Genomic DNA, 17,034 nt, shown 5'->3' on the forward strand with positions numbered 1-17,034 from the left:
TGAATTTTACTTCAGTTAGTCACTCTTCAAGACTTGATATTTTTTTGCACCCGAAGATGCTGGATATCGTCTTGTGGAGTGCCCACACAGATTGTCTGATAAATTGTTAAAGAGCAGTGAGTTAGGCGCTTTCGCTTGCTAACTCGAGGTGGCGTATACTACGCTTTCCTCTTTCAGAGTCAACCCTAATTTTCAGGATTTTTTCTCTGCGACCCCCGGATACTCTGTGAAGTTGTTCACATGTTCCGTGTCGATGGAGGCGCATTATAGGGAGTTCCTCGCAGGCCGCAACAGGTATTTTCCGCAAAAACGATCGTTCGCTGCATTCCACAGCAAAACCCCGCCTTATACCCACTTGCACACAGTGTTATCCACAGATGCGATTTGCACGGAAAATTTACGAGCGCCACGCAAACGTTTTCGCTACAATTCCCCGCGACGAAACGATCCCCCTTTTTATGGGGGCGTTACCTGAATATGCGCCTGCCCCTCCCTTTATAAGGCAAAAACCTTTCCTTATAGAGAAAACGAGGTGGACATTCACGTAACGCTCTTTAATTGCGACTCAAAGCCAAGGGATAAAACCATGCAACAACCTCGTCCAATCCGCCGGGCCCTGCTCAGCGTGTCTGACAAAGCCGGTATCGTTGAATTCGCCGAAGCGCTTTCCCAGCGCGGCGTTGAACTGCTCTCCACCGGCGGCACCGCTCGCCTGCTGGCAGACGCCGGTCTGCCCGTTACCGAAGTTTCCGACTACACCGGCTTCCCGGAGATGATGGACGGACGAGTAAAGACCCTGCACCCGAAAGTTCACGGCGGTATTCTCGGCCGCCGCGGGCAGGACGACGCCATCATGACTCAGCATGACATCCAGCCTATCGACATGGTGGTCGTCAATCTGTACCCGTTCGCCCAAACCGTGGCGCGCCCGGATTGCTCGCTGGAAGACGCGGTCGAGAATATCGATATCGGCGGCCCGACCATGGTGCGCTCCGCCGCCAAGAACCATAAAGACGTCGCCATCGTGGTGAAGAGCAGCGACTACGCCGCCATCATTACCGAGATGGACAACAACGACGGCTCGCTGCGCTATGCCACCCGCTTCGATCTCGCCATCAAGGCCTTCGAGCACACCGCCGCCTACGACAGCATGATCGCCAACTACTTCGGCGCGCTGGTGCCGGCGTACCACGGCGAGACCGAGCAGCCGTCCGGCCGCTTCCCGCGCACCCTGAACCTCAACTACATCAAGAAGCAGGATATGCGCTACGGTGAGAACAGCCACCAGCAGGCCGCCTTCTATATAGAAGAAGAGGTAAAGGAAGCGTCCGTCGCGACCGCCGAGCAGCTGCAGGGCAAGGCGCTGTCTTATAACAACATCGCCGATACCGACGCCGCGCTGGAATGCGTGAAAGAGTTCGCCGAGCCGGCCTGCGTGATCGTCAAACACGCCAACCCTTGCGGCGTGGCGATCGGCGACGACATCCTGGCCGCCTACGAGCGCGCTTACCAAACCGACCCGACCTCCGCCTTTGGCGGCATCATCGCCTTTAACCGCGAGCTGGATGCCGCCACCGCGCAGGCGATCATCAGCCGCCAGTTCGTGGAAGTGATCATCGCGCCAAACGTCACCCAGGAAGCGCGCTCCCTGCTGGCCGCCAAGCAGAACGTGCGCGTGCTGGCCTGCGGCCAGTGGCAGCAACGCGTGGCGGGGCTGGACTTCAAGCGCGTCAACGGCGGCCTGCTGGTGCAGGATCGCGATCTGGGCATGGTAACCGCCGCCGATCTGCGTGTGGTATCCGAGCGTCAGCCGACCGAACAGGAACTGCGCGACGCGCTGTTCTGCTGGAAAGTGGCCAAGTTCGTGAAATCCAACGCCATCGTTTATGCACGTGACAACATGACCATCGGCATAGGCGCCGGCCAGATGAGCCGCGTTTACTCCGCCAAGATCGCCGGCATCAAAGCGGGCGACGAAGGGCTGGAAGTGAAAGGGTCTGCCATGGCCTCAGATGCCTTCTTCCCGTTCCGCGACGGCATCGATGCCGCGGCGGCGGTCGGCATTACCTGCGTGATCCAGCCGGGCGGCTCTATCCGCGACGACGAAGTGATCGCCGCCGCCAACGAACACGGCATCGCCATGATCTTTACCGACATGCGTCACTTCCGCCATTAATTCCTTTTGCCGCGTGCGCTCCGGCGCACGCCATTCGTGGAGCCCCTGATGAACATTTTGATTATCGGCAACGGCGGGCGCGAGCACGCGCTGGCCTGGAAAGCCGCCCAGTCTCCGCTGGCGGACAAAGTCTACGTTGCGCCGGGCAATGCCGGCACCGCGCTGGAAGCCAATCTGGAAAACGTGGCGATCGCCGCCACCGACATCCCTGCCCTGGTCGCTTTCGCCCAGAGCCATGACATCGGTCTGACTATCGTCGGGCCGGAAGCGCCGCTGGTGATCGGCGTGGTCGATGCCTTCCAGGCCGCCGGTTTGAAAATCTTCGGCCCGTCACAGGCCGCCGCGCAGCTCGAAGGCTCCAAAGCCTTCACCAAGGATTTCCTGGCGCGCCACCGCATCCCGACCGCCGAATATGAAAACTTTACCGAGGTGGAGCCGGCGCTGGCCTATGTGCGCCGCAAAGGTGCACCGATCGTCATCAAGGCCGATGGCCTGGCGGCCGGTAAAGGCGTGATCGTCGCGATGACGCTGCAGGAAGCGGAAGAGGCGGTGCGAGACATGCTGGCCGGCAATGCCTTCGGCGACGCCGGTCATCGCATCGTGGTGGAAGAGTTCCTCGACGGCGAAGAAGCCAGCTTCATCGTGATGGTCGACGGCGAGAACGTGGTGCCAATGGCCACCAGCCAGGACCACAAACGCGTCGGCGACGGCGACACCGGCCCGAACACCGGCGGCATGGGGGCTTACTCCCCGGCGCCGGTCGTGACCGACGAAATCCACCGGCGCGCCATGGATCAGGTGATCTGGCCGACGGTGCGCGGCATGGCGGCGGAAGGCAACACCTACGTCGGCTTCCTGTACGCCGGCCTGATGATCGCCGCCGATGGCCAGCCGAAGGTGATCGAATTCAACTGTCGTTTTGGCGATCCCGAAACCCAGCCGATCATGCTGCGCCTGCGCTCCGATCTGGTGGAACTGTGCCTGGCGGGTGCCGAAGGCCGCCTGAACGAGAAAAGCTCCGACTGGGACGAACGCCCTGCGCTCGGCGTGGTGCTGGCGGCCGGCGGTTATCCGGGTGACTATCGCAACGGCGAAGTGATCCAGGGGTTGCCGCAGCAGGAAAGCGCCGACGGCAAGGTCTTCCACGCCGGTACACGCCTGCAGGGCGATGACGTCGTCACCAGCGGCGGCCGCGTGCTGTGCGTAACGGCGCTGGGCGACACCGTGGCGCAGGCGCAGCAACGCGCCTACCAGCTGGCGGAAGGCATTCAGTGGCCGGGCAGCTTCTGCCGCAAAGATATCGGTTATCGCGCGATTGCGCGCGGCAAGTGATTTGGCCGTCTAAGGTCATGATGGGAGGCTCCGCAGCGCGGGGCCTTTTTTACAGCTGGTCTTCTTTCGGTTCCCAGCTGCAGAAGTCGTCGTTCGCCACCAGCAGCAGTTCGCTGCCTTCGGGCGCTTCCAGCCAGGCGACGCTCACCGGCCGGCTACTGCTGCGGGCGCGTTTCTCGATCCAAACGATGGAGGCGGCATCCAGCCCCGGTTTCATGCGTTGGCCGTCGCAGGTTTGCACCTCGCCCTGCATCCAGCGCCCCTGCAGCAATTTCACCTTGCCGGCGCGCAGCGCATTGCTCACTTCAAGGATCCGCCGCGCCTGATATTGGTACAGAGCGATTTCATCGCTGGTCAACGGTTCGCGGCGTGTCGCCAACTGGCGCTGCATAAAGCTCACCGTGCCGTCGTCGGCAAAGCGCAGTTGAATGGAATCTCGATCGCCGTCGGCGTCGTTGCGTTTGATTTGGCGCAGCACGTCGCCCTGATAGGTGTACAGCGTGGTGATGGTACCCGGACCACGGTAAGGGCTGTAGACGCTGACCAACACCTGCGGACGATGTTGCTCATCGTCTTTACGCCACAGGCGTATCACACCCTGATCGGCCACGAAGCCGCTGGCGGTAAAGCTGGGGATATCGGAATGGAAACTGCAGGCGCTCAGGCCGACGGCGATGCCAACGGCCATGAGCGCCCGACGAGCAAACAAAAGGGGCGCCATCGCCCCCCTGTTTATTCTTTTCACCGAGGCGCGGTCTTATTTAACAGCGTCTTTCAGTGCTTTGCCAGAAACGAACGCAGGCACGTTGGCTGCTGCGATTTTGATTTCTTTGCCAGTCTGTGGGTTGCGGCCAGTGCGCTCGCTACGATGGTTTACTTTGAAAGTACCGAAGCCAACCAATTGTACTGCATCACCTTCTTTCAGAGACTCAGTAATAGCAGCCAGGGTGGATTCCAGAGCCAGTTTAGCTTGTGCTTTGGAAAGGTCAGCCTTGTCCGCGATTACATCAATCAGTTGAGTCTTGTTCATAAGTTATCCTTACAGTGTGTTTATCGTTTGCAAAGCATCGAGTGCGACGGATATGCCGATTGACAGCACTCTCCTGCATACACGCACCGATAGCCACTTTTTTTACGCCCCCCAAATGTAGACCAGACAGGGTGCGGATGTGAAGCCTTAAGGCATGACAAATCAGGCGTTAAATCACGTTTTGTTGCCTTATTGCGCTAAATTTATCCCGATGTTGCTGACACCGGCCTCTCGCAGGTCGGATCGCAGCCCCTTGATCAGGTCTATATCGCGCTCTTCACAGGCGTCCAACAGGCGGAAAATTTCCCATTGAATGTCCCATTCTTCCTCTACCGCAGGCAAACTTTCCAACTCTTCGTCGGTCATTTCCTTACCGGCTTGGGTCATTTCCAACATCGCCACGGTGCGAATCGATGTTTCGCTGATGGCGATGGCGTGCTCCAGCGTCTCCCCGCCGAGCCGCGAATGGATCAGTTCCCCTAATGCGATACAGGCATCAATTGCCGGGTAAACGCCGTAAAGATCGTAATCTTCCGCCGACGGAATCGCCTCTTCCAACTTCTCGAGCTGGCTGTCGAAGTTGACCTTGGCGTCCTTCACCACCAGCGTTTCCCACACCAAATCCAGAATGCGGCGATAAACCGCCGGATCGCCGAACTCGGTCTGTTTGCAGAACATCTGGTAATTCGGGTACATACGCTCGCACAAACTGGCCATAAAGGTCAAATGTTGCCAGGCCTCGAGCCGTTCCAGACGTAAATGAATCGGGTTACGTAGCATGCTTTACTCTCTTACGCGTTATCTGCGGCGCAGTGTACCCGAAATCGCTCATGGCGACACCTCCGGATGCTGCTGCAACCAACGCTGAAACGCCGGACGGCGCGACGCGATGGCGTCGGCCCAGCGGGTCGGCTCCGGTAAACGGTAGCCCGCCATACAGCGTTGCACCCACGCCAGCGCACTGTCGGCGCCCACGCGATGCCCGGTAGAGATGAACAGCGGGTTGCAACGCGCCTTGCTGCGCCACACCCAGCCCAGCGGTTCACCCTTATCTTCCAGCGGCGCCAGCGCGCCGACGGCGGCGTCCAGCGGCGCGAATTTGCCGCACAGGCGCTTCTTGGCCACGCCGATGGTCGGCACATCGACCAGCAGGCCGAAATGGCTGGCGACGCCGAGACGCCGCGGATGCGAAATGCCATGCCCATCGACGAAGATCAGCCCCGGTTTCTGCTGCAGCTGCCCCCAGGCGGCCAACAGCGCCGGGTATTCGCGAAACGACAGGAAGCCCGGGATGTAGGGCATGACGGTGGCGATGCGCGCCACCTGATACTCCACCAGTTCCAGCGACGGATAGCGCAGGATGGCGATGGCGGCGCGCGTCACCGCCCCTTCTTGCTCGAAGCCCACGTCGGCGCCGGCGATGAAGGCCGGCGGTTCGGCCGGCAGATCGTCGTAGCGAATGACTTCAGCCGCGCGCCGCAGCTGTTCGGCGCGCAGGGCCGCCATATCGGTCACATCGAATCCTTAACGGTGATATTTCGCCGAGTGCGCGTGCACCGCCTCGACGAAGGCGCCGGCGTGCTCCGGGGGCACATCCTGATGGATGCCGTGGCCCAGGTTGAACACATGGCCGTTGCCGTGGCCGAAACCGGCCAGAATGGTCTCCACTTCTTCCGCGATGCGCGCCGGAGAGGCATAAAGCATCGACGGATCCATATTGCCCTGCAGCGCCACTTTGTCGCCGACGCGCCGACGCGCGTCGGCGATGTCGGTGGTCCAATCCAGCCCCAGCGCATCGCAGCCGGTGGCGGCCATCGCCTCCAGCCACTGCCCGCCGCCTTTGGTGAACAGCGTCACCGGCACGCGGCGGCCGTCGTTTTCACGCAGCAGCCCGTCGACGATCTTGTGCATGTAGTGCAAAGAGAACTCGCGGTAGTCGCGCCCGGTCAGCACGCCGCCCCAGGTGTCGAACACCATCACCGACTGCGCGCCGGCCTTGATCTGGGCATTGAGGTACAGGATCACGCTGTCCGCCAGCTTGTCCAGCAACAGATGCAGCGTGGCCGGTTCGGCATACATCATCTTCTTCAGCTTGGTGAAGGCTTTGCTGCTGCCGCCTTCGACCATATAAGTCGCCAGCGTCCACGGGCTGCCGGAGAAGCCGATCAGCGGCACTTCGCCCTTCAGCTCGCGGCGAATGGTGCGCACCGCGTTCATCACATAGCCCAGCTCCACTTCCGGATCGAACACCGGCAGCTTGTCGACGTCGGCGCGGCAGGTAACGGGGGAGCTGAAACGCGGGCCTTCGCCGGCTTCAAAGTACAGGCCGAGCCCCATGGCGTCGGGAATGGTGAGAATGTCGGAGAACAGGATGGCGGCGTCCAGCGCATAGCGGCGCAGCGGCTGCAGCGTGACCTCGCAGGCCAGCTCCGCGTTCTTGCACAGCGACATGAAATCACCGGCCTGGGCGCGGGTCGCCTTGTACTCCGGTAAATAACGACCGGCCTGGCGCATCATCCATACGGGGGTCACATCCACCGGCTGGCGCAACAGCGCGCGCAGGTAGCGATCGTTCTTCAACTCAGTCATTTATGGGGCTCCCTTAATAATCTGCCGGCCATTGTACATTATTCTGCCCGGCACAGCGCCACGGTGTCCTCAATCAACCGGCGCGCCACGGTGCCGGGCGGCGGCAACAGCGGCAATTGGTCGTAGCGATACCAGCCAGCGTTGAGCAGCTCCTTGGGATCGTGACGAATTTCCCCCTGATGGTAATCGGCCATAAAGGCCATCATCAGCGAGTGCGGGAACGGCCAGGGTTGTGAAGTGACGTAGCGCAGGTTCTTGATTTCGATATTGCTCTCTTCCATCACTTCGCGCGCTACCGCCTGCTCCAGCGTTTCGCCCACTTCGACGAAGCCGGCCAGCACCGTGTGGATACCGCCGCGATGGCGCACGTGTTGCGCCAGCAGGATCTGATCCTCGCGCCGAATGGCGACGATCACGCAGGGTGCAATCTGCGGATAGTAGCGCTCTTTGCAGTGGCCACACAGGCAGGCGCTCTCGCTGCGGCTGAGGTGCATCTCATGGCCGCAGTAGCCGCAATAGCGATGTGAACGGTAGAAATCCGCCAGCTGCACGCCGCGCCCGGCAAGCTGAAACAGACCGCGATCCAGATCCAACAGCTGACGCACCGAGCCCATCTCCCGCGGCATCGCCTGGCGCACCAGCCAAACCGGCGCACCCGCCCACTCACCGATGGTGCGCGCCATGTGGCCCTGCAGCCCGAGGGCGGCGGCCGTCCCCGACGGCAATTCACCGTTCGGTAACCAAAGTTTGCTTTCATGGCTGACGATCCACCAGCCGTTTTCATTGCCCGTTAATGCAAGTTCCATATCGTTGTTGCACAACCTCAGCTTCACTGGCACTCTACGAATCGGCTTTGTTACATTTTAATAACTTACCGGTTACTTTTATTACTTACACGGAGTCAAACATGCTCAACCGTTTGGAAAGGCTGACTCAGCGCGTTGGCGGTAGTAATGAATTAGTTGATCAATGGCTTCAGGCCCGCAAGCAGTTGCTGGTCGCCTACTGCACGCTGGTAGGCCTCAAACCGAATAAAGAAAAGCATACGCCGCTGAATGAAAAAGCGCTGGAGAACTTTTGCCACAACCTGGTGGATTACCTCTCCGCAGGGCATTTTCATATCTATGACAGAATTATCAAACAAGTGGAAGGCGCAGCCAGTCCGAAAATGTCGCTGGCGGTGAACATCTACCCCAAGCTGTGGGCCAATACCGAACAGATCATGGCGTTCCACGATCGCTATACCGAAGTGGATATCGATCAGGAGATTTGTCTGGAATTCCACCAGGCCTTGTCGGATATCGGCGAAACGCTGGCGGCGCGCTTTGCGCTGGAAGATAAGCTGATCCTGCTGGAGGCGGAAGCCGCGCAGCAACCGCTGCCGGACCAGGCGCTGGATCCGGCGCGTTAAAATTTTATAGTTTTTTTTCTTATCCCTCCTATACTGGGGGGCATCTTGTCGGAGTGCCTAGCGCCTGATTTGTTCATCGAATCAGCCAGGCTGAGACCGTTAATTCGGGATCCGCGGAACCTGATCGGGTTAATACCCGCGAAGGGAACAAGAGTAATCTATCGCCACAGGCACGGCCTTCCCCTTGCGGGCGCCCTGCCTTATCGGCCACCATCATTACTCCCTCCGAGCTCCAGACAAGCAACTTTCCCAACCCAACACACTGGTAGGAACTTGCTATGTCTAACGTTAATCCACCGCGCGCCCGTAAAGCGCAACGCGAAGCCGCCCAGCAGTTTATCGACACCCTGCAAGGCATGGCTTTCCCGAACTCACGCCGCATCTATCTGCAAGGCTCGCGCAGCGATATCCAGGTGCCGATGCGCGAAATTCAGCTCAGCCCGACCCTGCTCGGCGGCAGCAAAGACAACCCGCAGTATGAACCCAACGAGGCGATCCCGGTGTATGACACCGCCGGCCCCTACGGCGATCCGCAGGCCAAGCTCGACGTGCACGCCGGTCTCGCCAAACTGCGCGCCGGCTGGATCGACGCGCGCGGCGATAGCGCCACCCTCAGCGGCACCAGTTCCGGCTTCACCCAACAGCGGCTGGCGGACGAGGGGCTTGATCACCTGCGCTTCGAACATCTGCCGCTGCCGCGCAAGGCGCTGCCGGGCAAGTGCGTGACCCAGCTGCACTATGCCCGCGCCGGTATCGTCACCCCGGAGATGGAGTTCATCGCCATCCGTGAAAACATGGGGCGCGAGCGCATTCGCGGCGAGGTGCTGCGCCACCAGCACCCGGGTCAAAGCTGGGGCGCCAATCTGCCGGACAACATCACGCCGGAGTTCGTGCGCCAGGAAGTGGCCGCCGGCCGCGCGATCATTCCCGCCAACATCAATCACCCGGAGGCGGAACCGATGATCATCGGCCGCAATTTCCTGGTGAAGGTGAACGCCAATATCGGCAACTCGGCGGTCACGTCGTCGATCGAAGAAGAGGTGGAGAAGCTGGTGTGGTCCACCCGCTGGGGCGCGGACACCGTGATGGATCTCTCTACCGGCCGCTATATTCACGAAACCCGCGAGTGGATCCTGCGCAACAGCCCGGTGCCCATCGGCACCGTGCCGATCTACCAGGCGCTGGAGAAGGTCAACGGCGTGGCGGAAAACCTCACCTGGGAGATGTTCCGCGATACGCTGCTGGAACAGGCGGAGCAAGGGGTCGACTACTTCACCATCCACGCCGGCGTGCTGCTGCGCTACGTGCCAATGACCGCTAAACGCCTGACCGGCATCGTGTCGCGCGGCGGCTCGATCATGGCCAAATGGTGTCTGTCGCACCATCAGGAAAACTTCCTCTATCAGCATTTCCGTGAAATCTGTGAGATCTGCGCCGCCTACGATGTTTCGCTGTCGCTCGGCGACGGCCTGCGCCCCGGCTCGATTCAGGACGCCAACGACGAAGCACAGTTCGCCGAGCTGCATACGCTGGGCGAGCTGACCAAAATCGCTTGGGAATACGACGTGCAGGTGATGATCGAAGGCCCGGGCCACGTGCCGATGCAGATGATCCGTCGCAACATGACCGAAGAGCTGGAACACTGCCACGAAGCGCCGTTCTACACCCTCGGCCCGCTGACTACCGATATCGCCCCGGGCTATGACCATTTCACCTCCGGCATCGGCGCGGCAATGATCGGCTGGTTCGGCTGCGCCATGTTGTGTTACGTCACGCCGAAAGAACACCTCGGCCTGCCGAACAAAGAGGACGTTAAACAGGGCCTGATCACCTACAAGATCGCCGCTCACGCCGCCGATCTGGCCAAAGGCCATCCTGGCGCGCAGATCCGCGATAACGCCATGTCCAAGGCGCGTTTCGAATTCCGCTGGGAAGATCAGTTCAATCTGGCGCTCGATCCGGCCACCGCCCGCGCCTATCACGACGAAACCCTGCCGCAGGAGTCCGGCAAGGTCGCCCACTTCTGCTCGATGTGCGGGCCGAAATTCTGCTCGATGAAAATTTCGCAGGAGGTGCGCGACTACGCCGCCGCCCAGGAGGCCGCCAAGCCGATCGAAGTGCAGCTGACCGGCATGGAGAAAATGTCCGCCGAATTCCGCGCCCGCGGCAGCGAGCTGTATCACAGCGCCGGCACCCTGCAAGAGGAGACAAGCAATGACTGATATCACGACCCCCTTCCCGGCTACGCCCCACAAACTGGGGCTTTACCCGGTCGTCGACAGCGTGGAATGGATCGCTCGCCTGCTGGAGGCCGGCGTCACCACCATCCAGCTGCGCATCAAGGACCTGCCTGACGAGCAGGTCGAAGCGGATATCGCCGCCGCCATCGCGCTAGGCCAGCGTTATCAGGCGCGGCTGTTCATCAACGACTACTGGCGGCTGGCGATCAAGCACGGCGCTTACGGCGTGCATCTGGGCCAGGAGGATCTCGATACTACCGATCTGGCGGCCATTCACCGCGCCGGGCTGCGGCTGGGCGTGTCCACCCATGACGACGCCGAGTTGGCACGCGCGCTGGCGGTGAAACCTTCCTACATCGCGCTGGGGCACATCTTCCCCACCCAAACCAAAGACATGCCTTCGGCGCCGCAGGGGCTGGCGGAGTTGAAACGCCACATCGCCGGCCTGGCGGATTACCCGACGGTGGCGATCGGCGGGATCAGCATCGATCGCGTACCGGCAGTGCTGGCGTGCGGCGTCGGTAGCGTGGCGGTGGTCAGCGCCATCACCCAGGCGCCGGACTGGCGCGCGGCGACGGCCGAGCTATTGCGGCTGATCGAAGGCGAGGATCCGAACGATGCTTAACGATCAGGAATTCCTGCGCTACAGCCGCCAGCTGCTGCTGGAGGACGTCGGCCCGGAAGGCCAGGAGAAACTCAAGCGCGCCACGGTGCTGATCGTCGGTTTGGGCGGGCTCGGTTCCCCGGCTTCGCTGTATCTGGCCGCCGCCGGCGTCGGCACGCTGCTGTTGGCCGACGACGACCAGCTGCATGTCACCAACCTGCAGCGGCAAATCCTCTACCGCAGCGCCGATACCGCCACCGGCAAGGCGGCGCTGGCGCAACGCCACCTGCAGGCGCTGAACCCGTTGGTGGAATCCATCCCGCTGGCGCAGCGGCTGCAGGGGCAAGCGCTGCGCGACGCGGTCGCCCGCGCCGATCTGGTGCTGGACTGCTGCGACAATATGGCGACCCGTCATGAGGTCAATGCCGCCTGCATCGCCGCCGCCAAGCCGCTGATCAGCGGCAGCGCGGTCGGTTTCAGCGGCCAACTGCTGGTGCTCGAGCCGCCCTATGCACACGGCTGCTACGCCTGCCTGTATCCGGAGCAGGAAGAGCCGCAGCGCAACTGCCGCACCGCCGGGGTGCTCGGCCCGGTGGTGGGCGTGATCGGCACTCTGCAAGCGCTGGAAGCCATCAAGATGCTGGCCGGCATGCCTTCCTCCCTCAGCGGCAAGCTGCGACTGTTCGACGGCAAGCAGCAGAGCTGGAGCACGCTGCAACTGAGCCAGGCCCGCGCCTGCCCGGTATGCGGAGGCGCGGCATGAAGATCCGTCTGAACGACCAACCGCTGGAGCTGGCGCAGCCGCTCAGCGTCGCCGCCCTGCTGACCCAGCTGGAACGCCACCAGCCGGGCACTGCGCTGGCGATCAACCAAACCATCATCCCGCGCGCCGACTGGGCCGACCATCAGGTGCAGGACGGTGACGACATTTTGCTGTTTCAAGCGATCGCCGGAGGCTGACATGCTGAAAATCGCCGATACCACTTTTACCTCGCGCCTGTTCACCGGCACCGGCAAGTTCGCCACCCCGGCGTTGATGCTGGAGGCGCTGGCGGCCTCCGGCTCACAGCTGGTGACCATGGCCATGAAGCGCGTCGATCTGCGCGGCGGCAACGACGCCATTTTGGCGCCGCTGCAGCAGCTGGGCGTAAGGCTATTGCCCAACACCTCCGGCGCCAAAACCGCCGCCGAAGCGGTGTTCGCCGCCCGGCTGGCGCGCGAAGCGCTCGGCACCCACTGGGTGAAGCTGGAGATCCATCCCGATGTGAAATACCTGCTGCCGGATCCGATAGAAACGTTGAAGGCGGCGGAAACGCTGGTGAAAGACGGTTTTGTGGTGCTGCCCTACTGCGGTGCCGATCCGGTGCTGTGCAAACGGCTGGAAGAGGTGGGTTGTGCGGCGGTGATGCCGCTCGGCGCCCCTATCGGCTCCAACCGCGGTCTGCGCACCCGTGACTTCCTCGAGATCATCATCGAGCAGGCCAAGGTGCCGGTGGTGATCGACGCCGGCATCGGCGCGCCGAGCCACGCGCTGGAAGCGATGGAGCTGGGTGCCGACGCGGTGCTGGTGAATACCGCCATCGCCGTGGCGCGCGACCCGGTGCAAATGGCACGGGCGTTTCGCCTGGCGCTGGAGGCCGGCGAGCTGGCGCACAGCGCCGGATTGGGTGCCAGCCAGCGCGGTGCGGCCGCCTCCAGCCCGCTGACCGCCTTCCTCAGCCAACCAGAGGAGGCGCAGTGATGGGCGACGATTTCAGTAGCCGCTGGCAACAGCTGGATTGGGACGACATTACGCTGCGCATCAACGGCAAAACCGCACGCGACGTGGAACGCGCGTTGACCGCCGACAAGCTGACGCGCGACGACTTTATGGCGCTGATCTCCCCCGCCGCCGCGCCGTATCTGGAACCGCTGGCGCAGCGCGCGCAGCAGCTGACCCGTCAGCGCTTCGGCAACGTCGTCAGCTTCTATGTGCCGCTGTACCTTTCTAACCTGTGCGCCAACGACTGCACCTACTGCGGCTTTTCGATGAGCAACCGCATCAAGCGCAAAACGCTGGACGCGGCGGAGATCGCACGCGAGTGCGAAGCCATCAAGGCTCTGGGGTTCGAGCACCTGTTGCTGGTCACCGGCGAACATCAGAGTAAGGTTGGCATGGACTATTTCCGTCAGCACATTCCGGCGATCCGCCGCCACTTCAGCTCGCTGATGATGGAAGTGCAGCCGCTGGCGCAGGACGAGTACGCCGAACTGAAAGCGCTGGGCCTAGACGGCGTGCTGGTGTATCAGGAAACCTACCATCCGGCCACCTATCTGCAGCACCATCTGCGCGGGCAGAAGCAGGATTTTCATTGGCGCCTGGCCACGCCGGATCGCCTGGGGCGCGCCGGGATCGACAAGATCGGCCTCGGTGCGCTGATCGGCCTGTCCAACAGCTGGCGCACCGACTGCTACCTGCTGGCGGAACATCTGTTCTACCTGCAGCAAACCTACTGGCAGAGCCGCTACTCGATCTCGTTCCCGCGTCTGCGCCCCTGCGCCGGCGGCATTGAGCCGGCGTCGATCATGAGCGAGCCTCAGTTGGTGCAGCTGATCTGCGCCTTCCGGCTGTTCGCACCGGACGTTGAGCTGTCGCTGTCTACGCGTGAATCGCCGTACTTCCGCGATCACATGATCCCGGTGGCGATCAACAGCGTCAGCGCCGGATCCAAGACGCAGCCCGGCGGCTATGCCGACGACGTGCCGCCGGAGTTGGAACAGTTCGAGCCGCACGACGGCCGCACGCCACAGCAGGTCGCCGAGGCCATCAGCAACGCCGGGCTGCAGCCGGTGTGGAAAGACTGGGACGGTTATCTGGGACGCAGCACGCAATAAGCGGCAACGTTTACCGCCGCGTGAAGAAAACGCGGGAGCGGCCGCGCAATGCCGAACGCCGGCGCTGGCGCCGGTAACCTCCCCGGCTATAGTGACCTTGCCGACCGCCAAACCCGGCGTCGGCCGGGGCCGTCACCCTCTCGATGGCCCCGCCTTATCCCATCCCGGATCGCGCCGGAGATTCTCTTGCGCGACGCCGGGCCCTCGTTCGCGGCAACGCGCATATGGCGTATCGCGGCCGGTCAGGGCGTACGGGCAGATTGCCTTGTCGGCTAATGGGCAGTCAGAAAGATGGCATAACGATGTGCGGCACTCACTCAGGAGTGATACTCATAGAGCGCTGTGGCGGCAGAAAAGTGGGAACGAGGATAAGAAGGTACAGCGACGAAGAGAGATTCGAGTGGTCATCCCCGGTGCTGCCATTGGCCCTGGTGTTGGCCGCGGATCTTTTTGCCGCCTGCTCCCTGCTTACGGACAAGAGCAGGCGGTTTATTTTGTGAGACTGGCACCCCCCCAGGACGCGAATCACACAGTATGTGCGCTAATTAACCATACAAACGATTAAATGTGAATGTCTTTTGAGTGTTTTTTTATTTAGCATCGAGTGTATTTTGAGTTTGACAAGCAAAATCAAACTGATATCGCTGCAACCCCCAGTCATCATCTATAATCCAGCACGGGTCCTCGCGCAGGTTTTTCAGCGCTCGCGGTCAACATCAAAAAAAGCCAAGGTTGTCATGAAGAAAACGCCAAATTACATCGATGCAATCAGCGCGTTGCTCACTCTGAAAGGAGTTGGCGACAGAAAGCATGCCTCCACGATGGCCAACATACTGAACCTTCAGTACAACAGCGCCAAACAGAAGCTGGATGGCAAAAGAGGCATCACCCTCGATGAAGTCAAAAAGGTATTTCAGTACTTCAACGAGCCGTTTGCCGGTCAAAGGACGCATAACGCCGTCTTTATCATGAACAGCATTCACAAGCGCTGCAATATTGAGGTTGACGAGCGCCCGGTCACGCAAGCGGACAACGACGAAACCTACGCCTGCAAAAAAGACGATCTTTTCATCATCAACACCAATCGGGAACATGCCGCCGAGGCTCCGCTGTACAAAGTCAACAAGATAGACTTTCTGCCGGCCCCGCGTATCGCGATCCTGGACAATGATGGGGATATTCTCGAACTGTTGAAGAAGATCGCCAGCCGATACGGCATCGAGACTGAGACCTTTCAGACGGCGGACGCCATGCTGGCCGCGCTGGAACAGCAGTCCTTTGAGGCGTTTATTCTGGACTGGCTGTTGGATTTCGGCGAGACCTCCGAACGCGTCGTGAAGAAAATTAAAGACGCCCTCGATCCGCACGCCCGCATCATCATTCTGACCGGCCAGCTGAATCACTACGAGAAAAACATCGGCGATATGATCCTGCACTATGACGTACATCTGGTGGAAAAACCGACCAAGCCGCTGATTATCTCCTCGCTGCTGCTGTCGAACCTATTCTTTAATTAGTTTGACCGGGATGCGGATCAAAAACGATGAGCCCACTCCTTCGACGGATTTGGCTTTAATGGTACCTTTCATCGTCGTGACGTAATTTTTGATAATGGTCAGCCCCAGCCCCAACCCCTGCCGCGTTTCCCTTTCCACCCCCTGATTGAACGCCTTATACAACCGATCCAGATTTTTGACGTTAAACCCGATGCCAGTGTCTTTTACCCGCAAATACAGATTGCCGTGACATACCTTCACGTTAAGGGTTATCGCGCCGCGGTGGGTAAATTTGTCCGCGTTGCTGAGCAGGTTGGCCAATATTCGGTAGAGCTTGTATTTATCAGAACCAATCAGGCCGGCATAAGACGAACGGTGAATCACGAGACGATTGCCGCGCCCGGCGCCGATGCCGGTTACGGCATCGTCCACCACCTCATTCAGCCGGAAGGTGGAAATATTGATTTTGACTTCCCCCATCTCAAGCCGCGAATAATCCATCACCTCGCGCGTTTGTTCGGCGATCTTATTGCCGTGATAGGAGATCAGGCGGGCTTCTTTTTTCAACTCTTCCTGCGCCAGCTCGTGCTCCATGATATCCGCGGCAATGACGATGGCCTGAGTCGAGCCGGCGATCTCGTGGTAGATGGAAGAGATAAAGATGTTCTTGTTCTTGATGATCTCTTTTAACGAGAAGGCATTTCTCAGCACCAGGAACATCATCAGAAACACCAAAATCAACGAAAAGAGGGCGAACATCTCGGCTTTACTCGAATTCTCCTGGATGATGCCTTTCACTTCGGTAAAGTTTTTAATCTGTATCCGATAAATAATTTCCTGGATATCGACCAGCGTGCCCTCGATATCATCCATATAAGAGAGAATGTCCGCCTTGTTTTTCTGCCCCACCAGCAAGCCGGCGGAGAGATCGTCCAACGTGCGGTACTGCTGCTTCAGCAGCGCAACATTCTTGATGAACTCGTCGTCGTAATAAAAAGAGTCGCTGAAGGTCGAACGGCTCTCCAGGATCTGAATCTTCGAGTAGAAGATTTTCTTTTTGATCTGGAAGGCGTCGTAGTCGTTATTTTCACTGAGCAGCAACGCGGTTTTGGTTCTTTCAAACGCCAGAAAGAGGATCTCGGCCACCGAGTAGTTGTCCAGATTGGGCTCGATCTGCTTATAGCGTTCTTTTACGCCGCCGAAGTTAATGGCAATCAACAAAATCAATAAGGAGAAGATGGCAACCAACGCGATAAGAGTACCGATCAGTTTTTTGCTCATC

17 protein-coding genes and 1 riboswitch are annotated in these 17,034 nt (G+C 60.2%); of the genes, 10 read left to right on the forward strand and 7 right to left on the reverse strand.

The genetic code is table 11. The features are described from left to right. Nucleotides 1–586 precede the first annotated feature (586 nt). Entirely contained in the window at nucleotides 587–2,176 is a 1,590-nt protein-coding gene (gene purH, locus ACJ8MK_RS24220; protein ID WP_101455725.1) for a bifunctional phosphoribosylaminoimidazolecarboxamide formyltransferase/IMP cyclohydrolase, read from the forward strand. 48 nt (nucleotides 2,177–2,224) lie between these two features. Continuing rightward, a complete protein-coding gene (purD, locus tag ACJ8MK_RS24225; protein WP_033636738.1) occupies nucleotides 2,225–3,508 on the forward strand; it encodes a phosphoribosylamine--glycine ligase in 1,284 nt (427 codons plus the stop codon). Between the two features lie 49 nt (nucleotides 3,509–3,557). On the opposite strand, the gene ACJ8MK_RS24230 is transcribed toward purD, so the two are convergent. The 6 genes from ACJ8MK_RS24230 to nudC form a co-directional block, all read right to left on the reverse strand. Continuing rightward, on the reverse strand, nucleotides 3,558–4,229 hold the full coding sequence (locus ACJ8MK_RS24230; protein WP_079656126.1) for a DUF1481 domain-containing protein: 672 nt from the start codon (nucleotides 4,227–4,229) through the stop codon (nucleotides 3,558–3,560). A 36-nt stretch (nucleotides 4,230–4,265) separates the two neighbouring features. Beyond that, nucleotides 4,266–4,538: a nucleoid-associated protein HU-alpha gene (gene hupA, locus ACJ8MK_RS24235; protein ID WP_004929874.1), complete on the reverse strand. Its 273-nt coding sequence runs from the start codon at nucleotides 4,536–4,538 to the stop codon at nucleotides 4,266–4,268. Between the two features lie 189 nt (nucleotides 4,539–4,727). After that, complete coding sequence (locus ACJ8MK_RS24240) at nucleotides 4,728–5,318, reverse strand: YjaG family protein (protein WP_025160203.1); 591 nt, start codon at nucleotides 5,316–5,318, stop codon at nucleotides 4,728–4,730. Nucleotides 5,319–5,366: 48 nt separating this feature from the next. Continuing rightward, nucleotides 5,367–6,053, reverse strand: a complete 687-nt coding sequence (nfi, locus tag ACJ8MK_RS24245) for a deoxyribonuclease V (protein ID WP_033655325.1) — start codon at nucleotides 6,051–6,053, stop codon at nucleotides 5,367–5,369. Between the two features lie 9 nt (nucleotides 6,054–6,062). Then, a complete protein-coding gene (hemE, locus tag ACJ8MK_RS24250; protein WP_033636735.1) occupies nucleotides 6,063–7,127 on the reverse strand; it encodes a uroporphyrinogen decarboxylase in 1,065 nt (354 codons plus the stop codon). A 38-nt stretch (nucleotides 7,128–7,165) separates the two neighbouring features. Then, a complete protein-coding gene (gene nudC / locus ACJ8MK_RS24255; RefSeq protein ID WP_033655326.1) occupies nucleotides 7,166–7,933 on the reverse strand; it encodes an NAD(+) diphosphatase in 768 nt (255 codons plus the stop codon). A 101-nt stretch (nucleotides 7,934–8,034) separates the two neighbouring features. On the opposite strand from nudC, the gene ACJ8MK_RS24260 reads away from it, so the two are divergent. The 8 genes from ACJ8MK_RS24260 to ACJ8MK_RS24295 all read left to right on the forward strand — a co-directional run bounded on the left by ACJ8MK_RS24260 (nucleotide 8,035) and on the right by ACJ8MK_RS24295 (nucleotide 15,773). Next, entirely contained in the window at nucleotides 8,035–8,538 is a 504-nt protein-coding gene (locus tag ACJ8MK_RS24260; RefSeq protein WP_033655324.1) for an Rsd/AlgQ family anti-sigma factor, read from the forward strand. A 39-nt stretch (nucleotides 8,539–8,577) separates the two neighbouring features. Next, nucleotides 8,578–8,702, forward strand: a riboswitch (TPP riboswitch). Nucleotides 8,703–8,816: 114 nt separating this feature from the next. Continuing rightward, nucleotides 8,817–10,760, forward strand: a complete 1,944-nt coding sequence (gene thiC / locus ACJ8MK_RS24265) for a phosphomethylpyrimidine synthase ThiC (protein ID WP_442518109.1) — start codon at nucleotides 8,817–8,819, stop codon at nucleotides 10,758–10,760. Then, nucleotides 10,753–11,403, forward strand: coding sequence for a thiamine phosphate synthase (gene thiE, locus ACJ8MK_RS24270; protein WP_033655322.1), 651 nt, complete (start codon nucleotides 10,753–10,755; stop codon nucleotides 11,401–11,403). The genes thiC and thiE overlap by 8 nt, the downstream gene beginning before the upstream one ends. Next, nucleotides 11,396–12,145, forward strand: coding sequence for a HesA/MoeB/ThiF family protein (locus ACJ8MK_RS24275; RefSeq protein ID WP_004929883.1), 750 nt, complete (start codon nucleotides 11,396–11,398; stop codon nucleotides 12,143–12,145). The genes thiE and ACJ8MK_RS24275 overlap by 8 nt, the downstream gene beginning before the upstream one ends. Further along, nucleotides 12,142–12,342 (forward strand): sulfur carrier protein ThiS, encoded by a 201-nt coding sequence (gene thiS, locus ACJ8MK_RS24280; protein WP_016929423.1) that lies wholly within the window; start codon nucleotides 12,142–12,144, stop codon nucleotides 12,340–12,342. The genes ACJ8MK_RS24275 and thiS overlap by 4 nt, the downstream gene beginning before the upstream one ends. Before the next feature lies 1 nt (nucleotide 12,343). After that, the gene (locus ACJ8MK_RS24285; RefSeq protein ID WP_103774578.1) at nucleotides 12,344–13,123 is read left to right on the forward strand and encodes a thiazole synthase; all 780 of its coding nucleotides are present in this window, start codon (nucleotides 12,344–12,346) and stop codon (nucleotides 13,121–13,123) included. Beyond that, nucleotides 13,123–14,256, forward strand: a complete 1,134-nt coding sequence (gene thiH, locus ACJ8MK_RS24290; protein ID WP_033655319.1) for a 2-iminoacetate synthase ThiH — start codon at nucleotides 13,123–13,125, stop codon at nucleotides 14,254–14,256. The genes ACJ8MK_RS24285 and thiH overlap by 1 nt, the downstream gene beginning before the upstream one ends. A gap of 737 nt (nucleotides 14,257–14,993) precedes the next feature. Continuing rightward, the gene (locus ACJ8MK_RS24295) at nucleotides 14,994–15,773 is read left to right on the forward strand and encodes a helix-turn-helix domain-containing protein (protein WP_033636724.1); all 780 of its coding nucleotides are present in this window, start codon (nucleotides 14,994–14,996) and stop codon (nucleotides 15,771–15,773) included. Here the strand turns inward: ACJ8MK_RS24295 and ACJ8MK_RS24300 are convergent. After that, nucleotides 15,759–17,033 (reverse strand): sensor histidine kinase, encoded by a 1,275-nt coding sequence (locus tag ACJ8MK_RS24300; RefSeq protein ID WP_033636723.1) that lies wholly within the window; start codon nucleotides 17,031–17,033, stop codon nucleotides 15,759–15,761. The two genes, ACJ8MK_RS24295 and ACJ8MK_RS24300, sit on opposite strands and share 15 nt — an antisense overlap. Nucleotide 17,034 lies beyond the last annotated feature (1 nt).

Origin of the sequence: Serratia sp. CY38905 (assembly GCF_052168875.1) — a bacterium.
Taxonomy (GTDB): domain Bacteria; phylum Pseudomonadota; class Gammaproteobacteria; order Enterobacterales; family Enterobacteriaceae; genus Serratia; species Serratia sarumanii.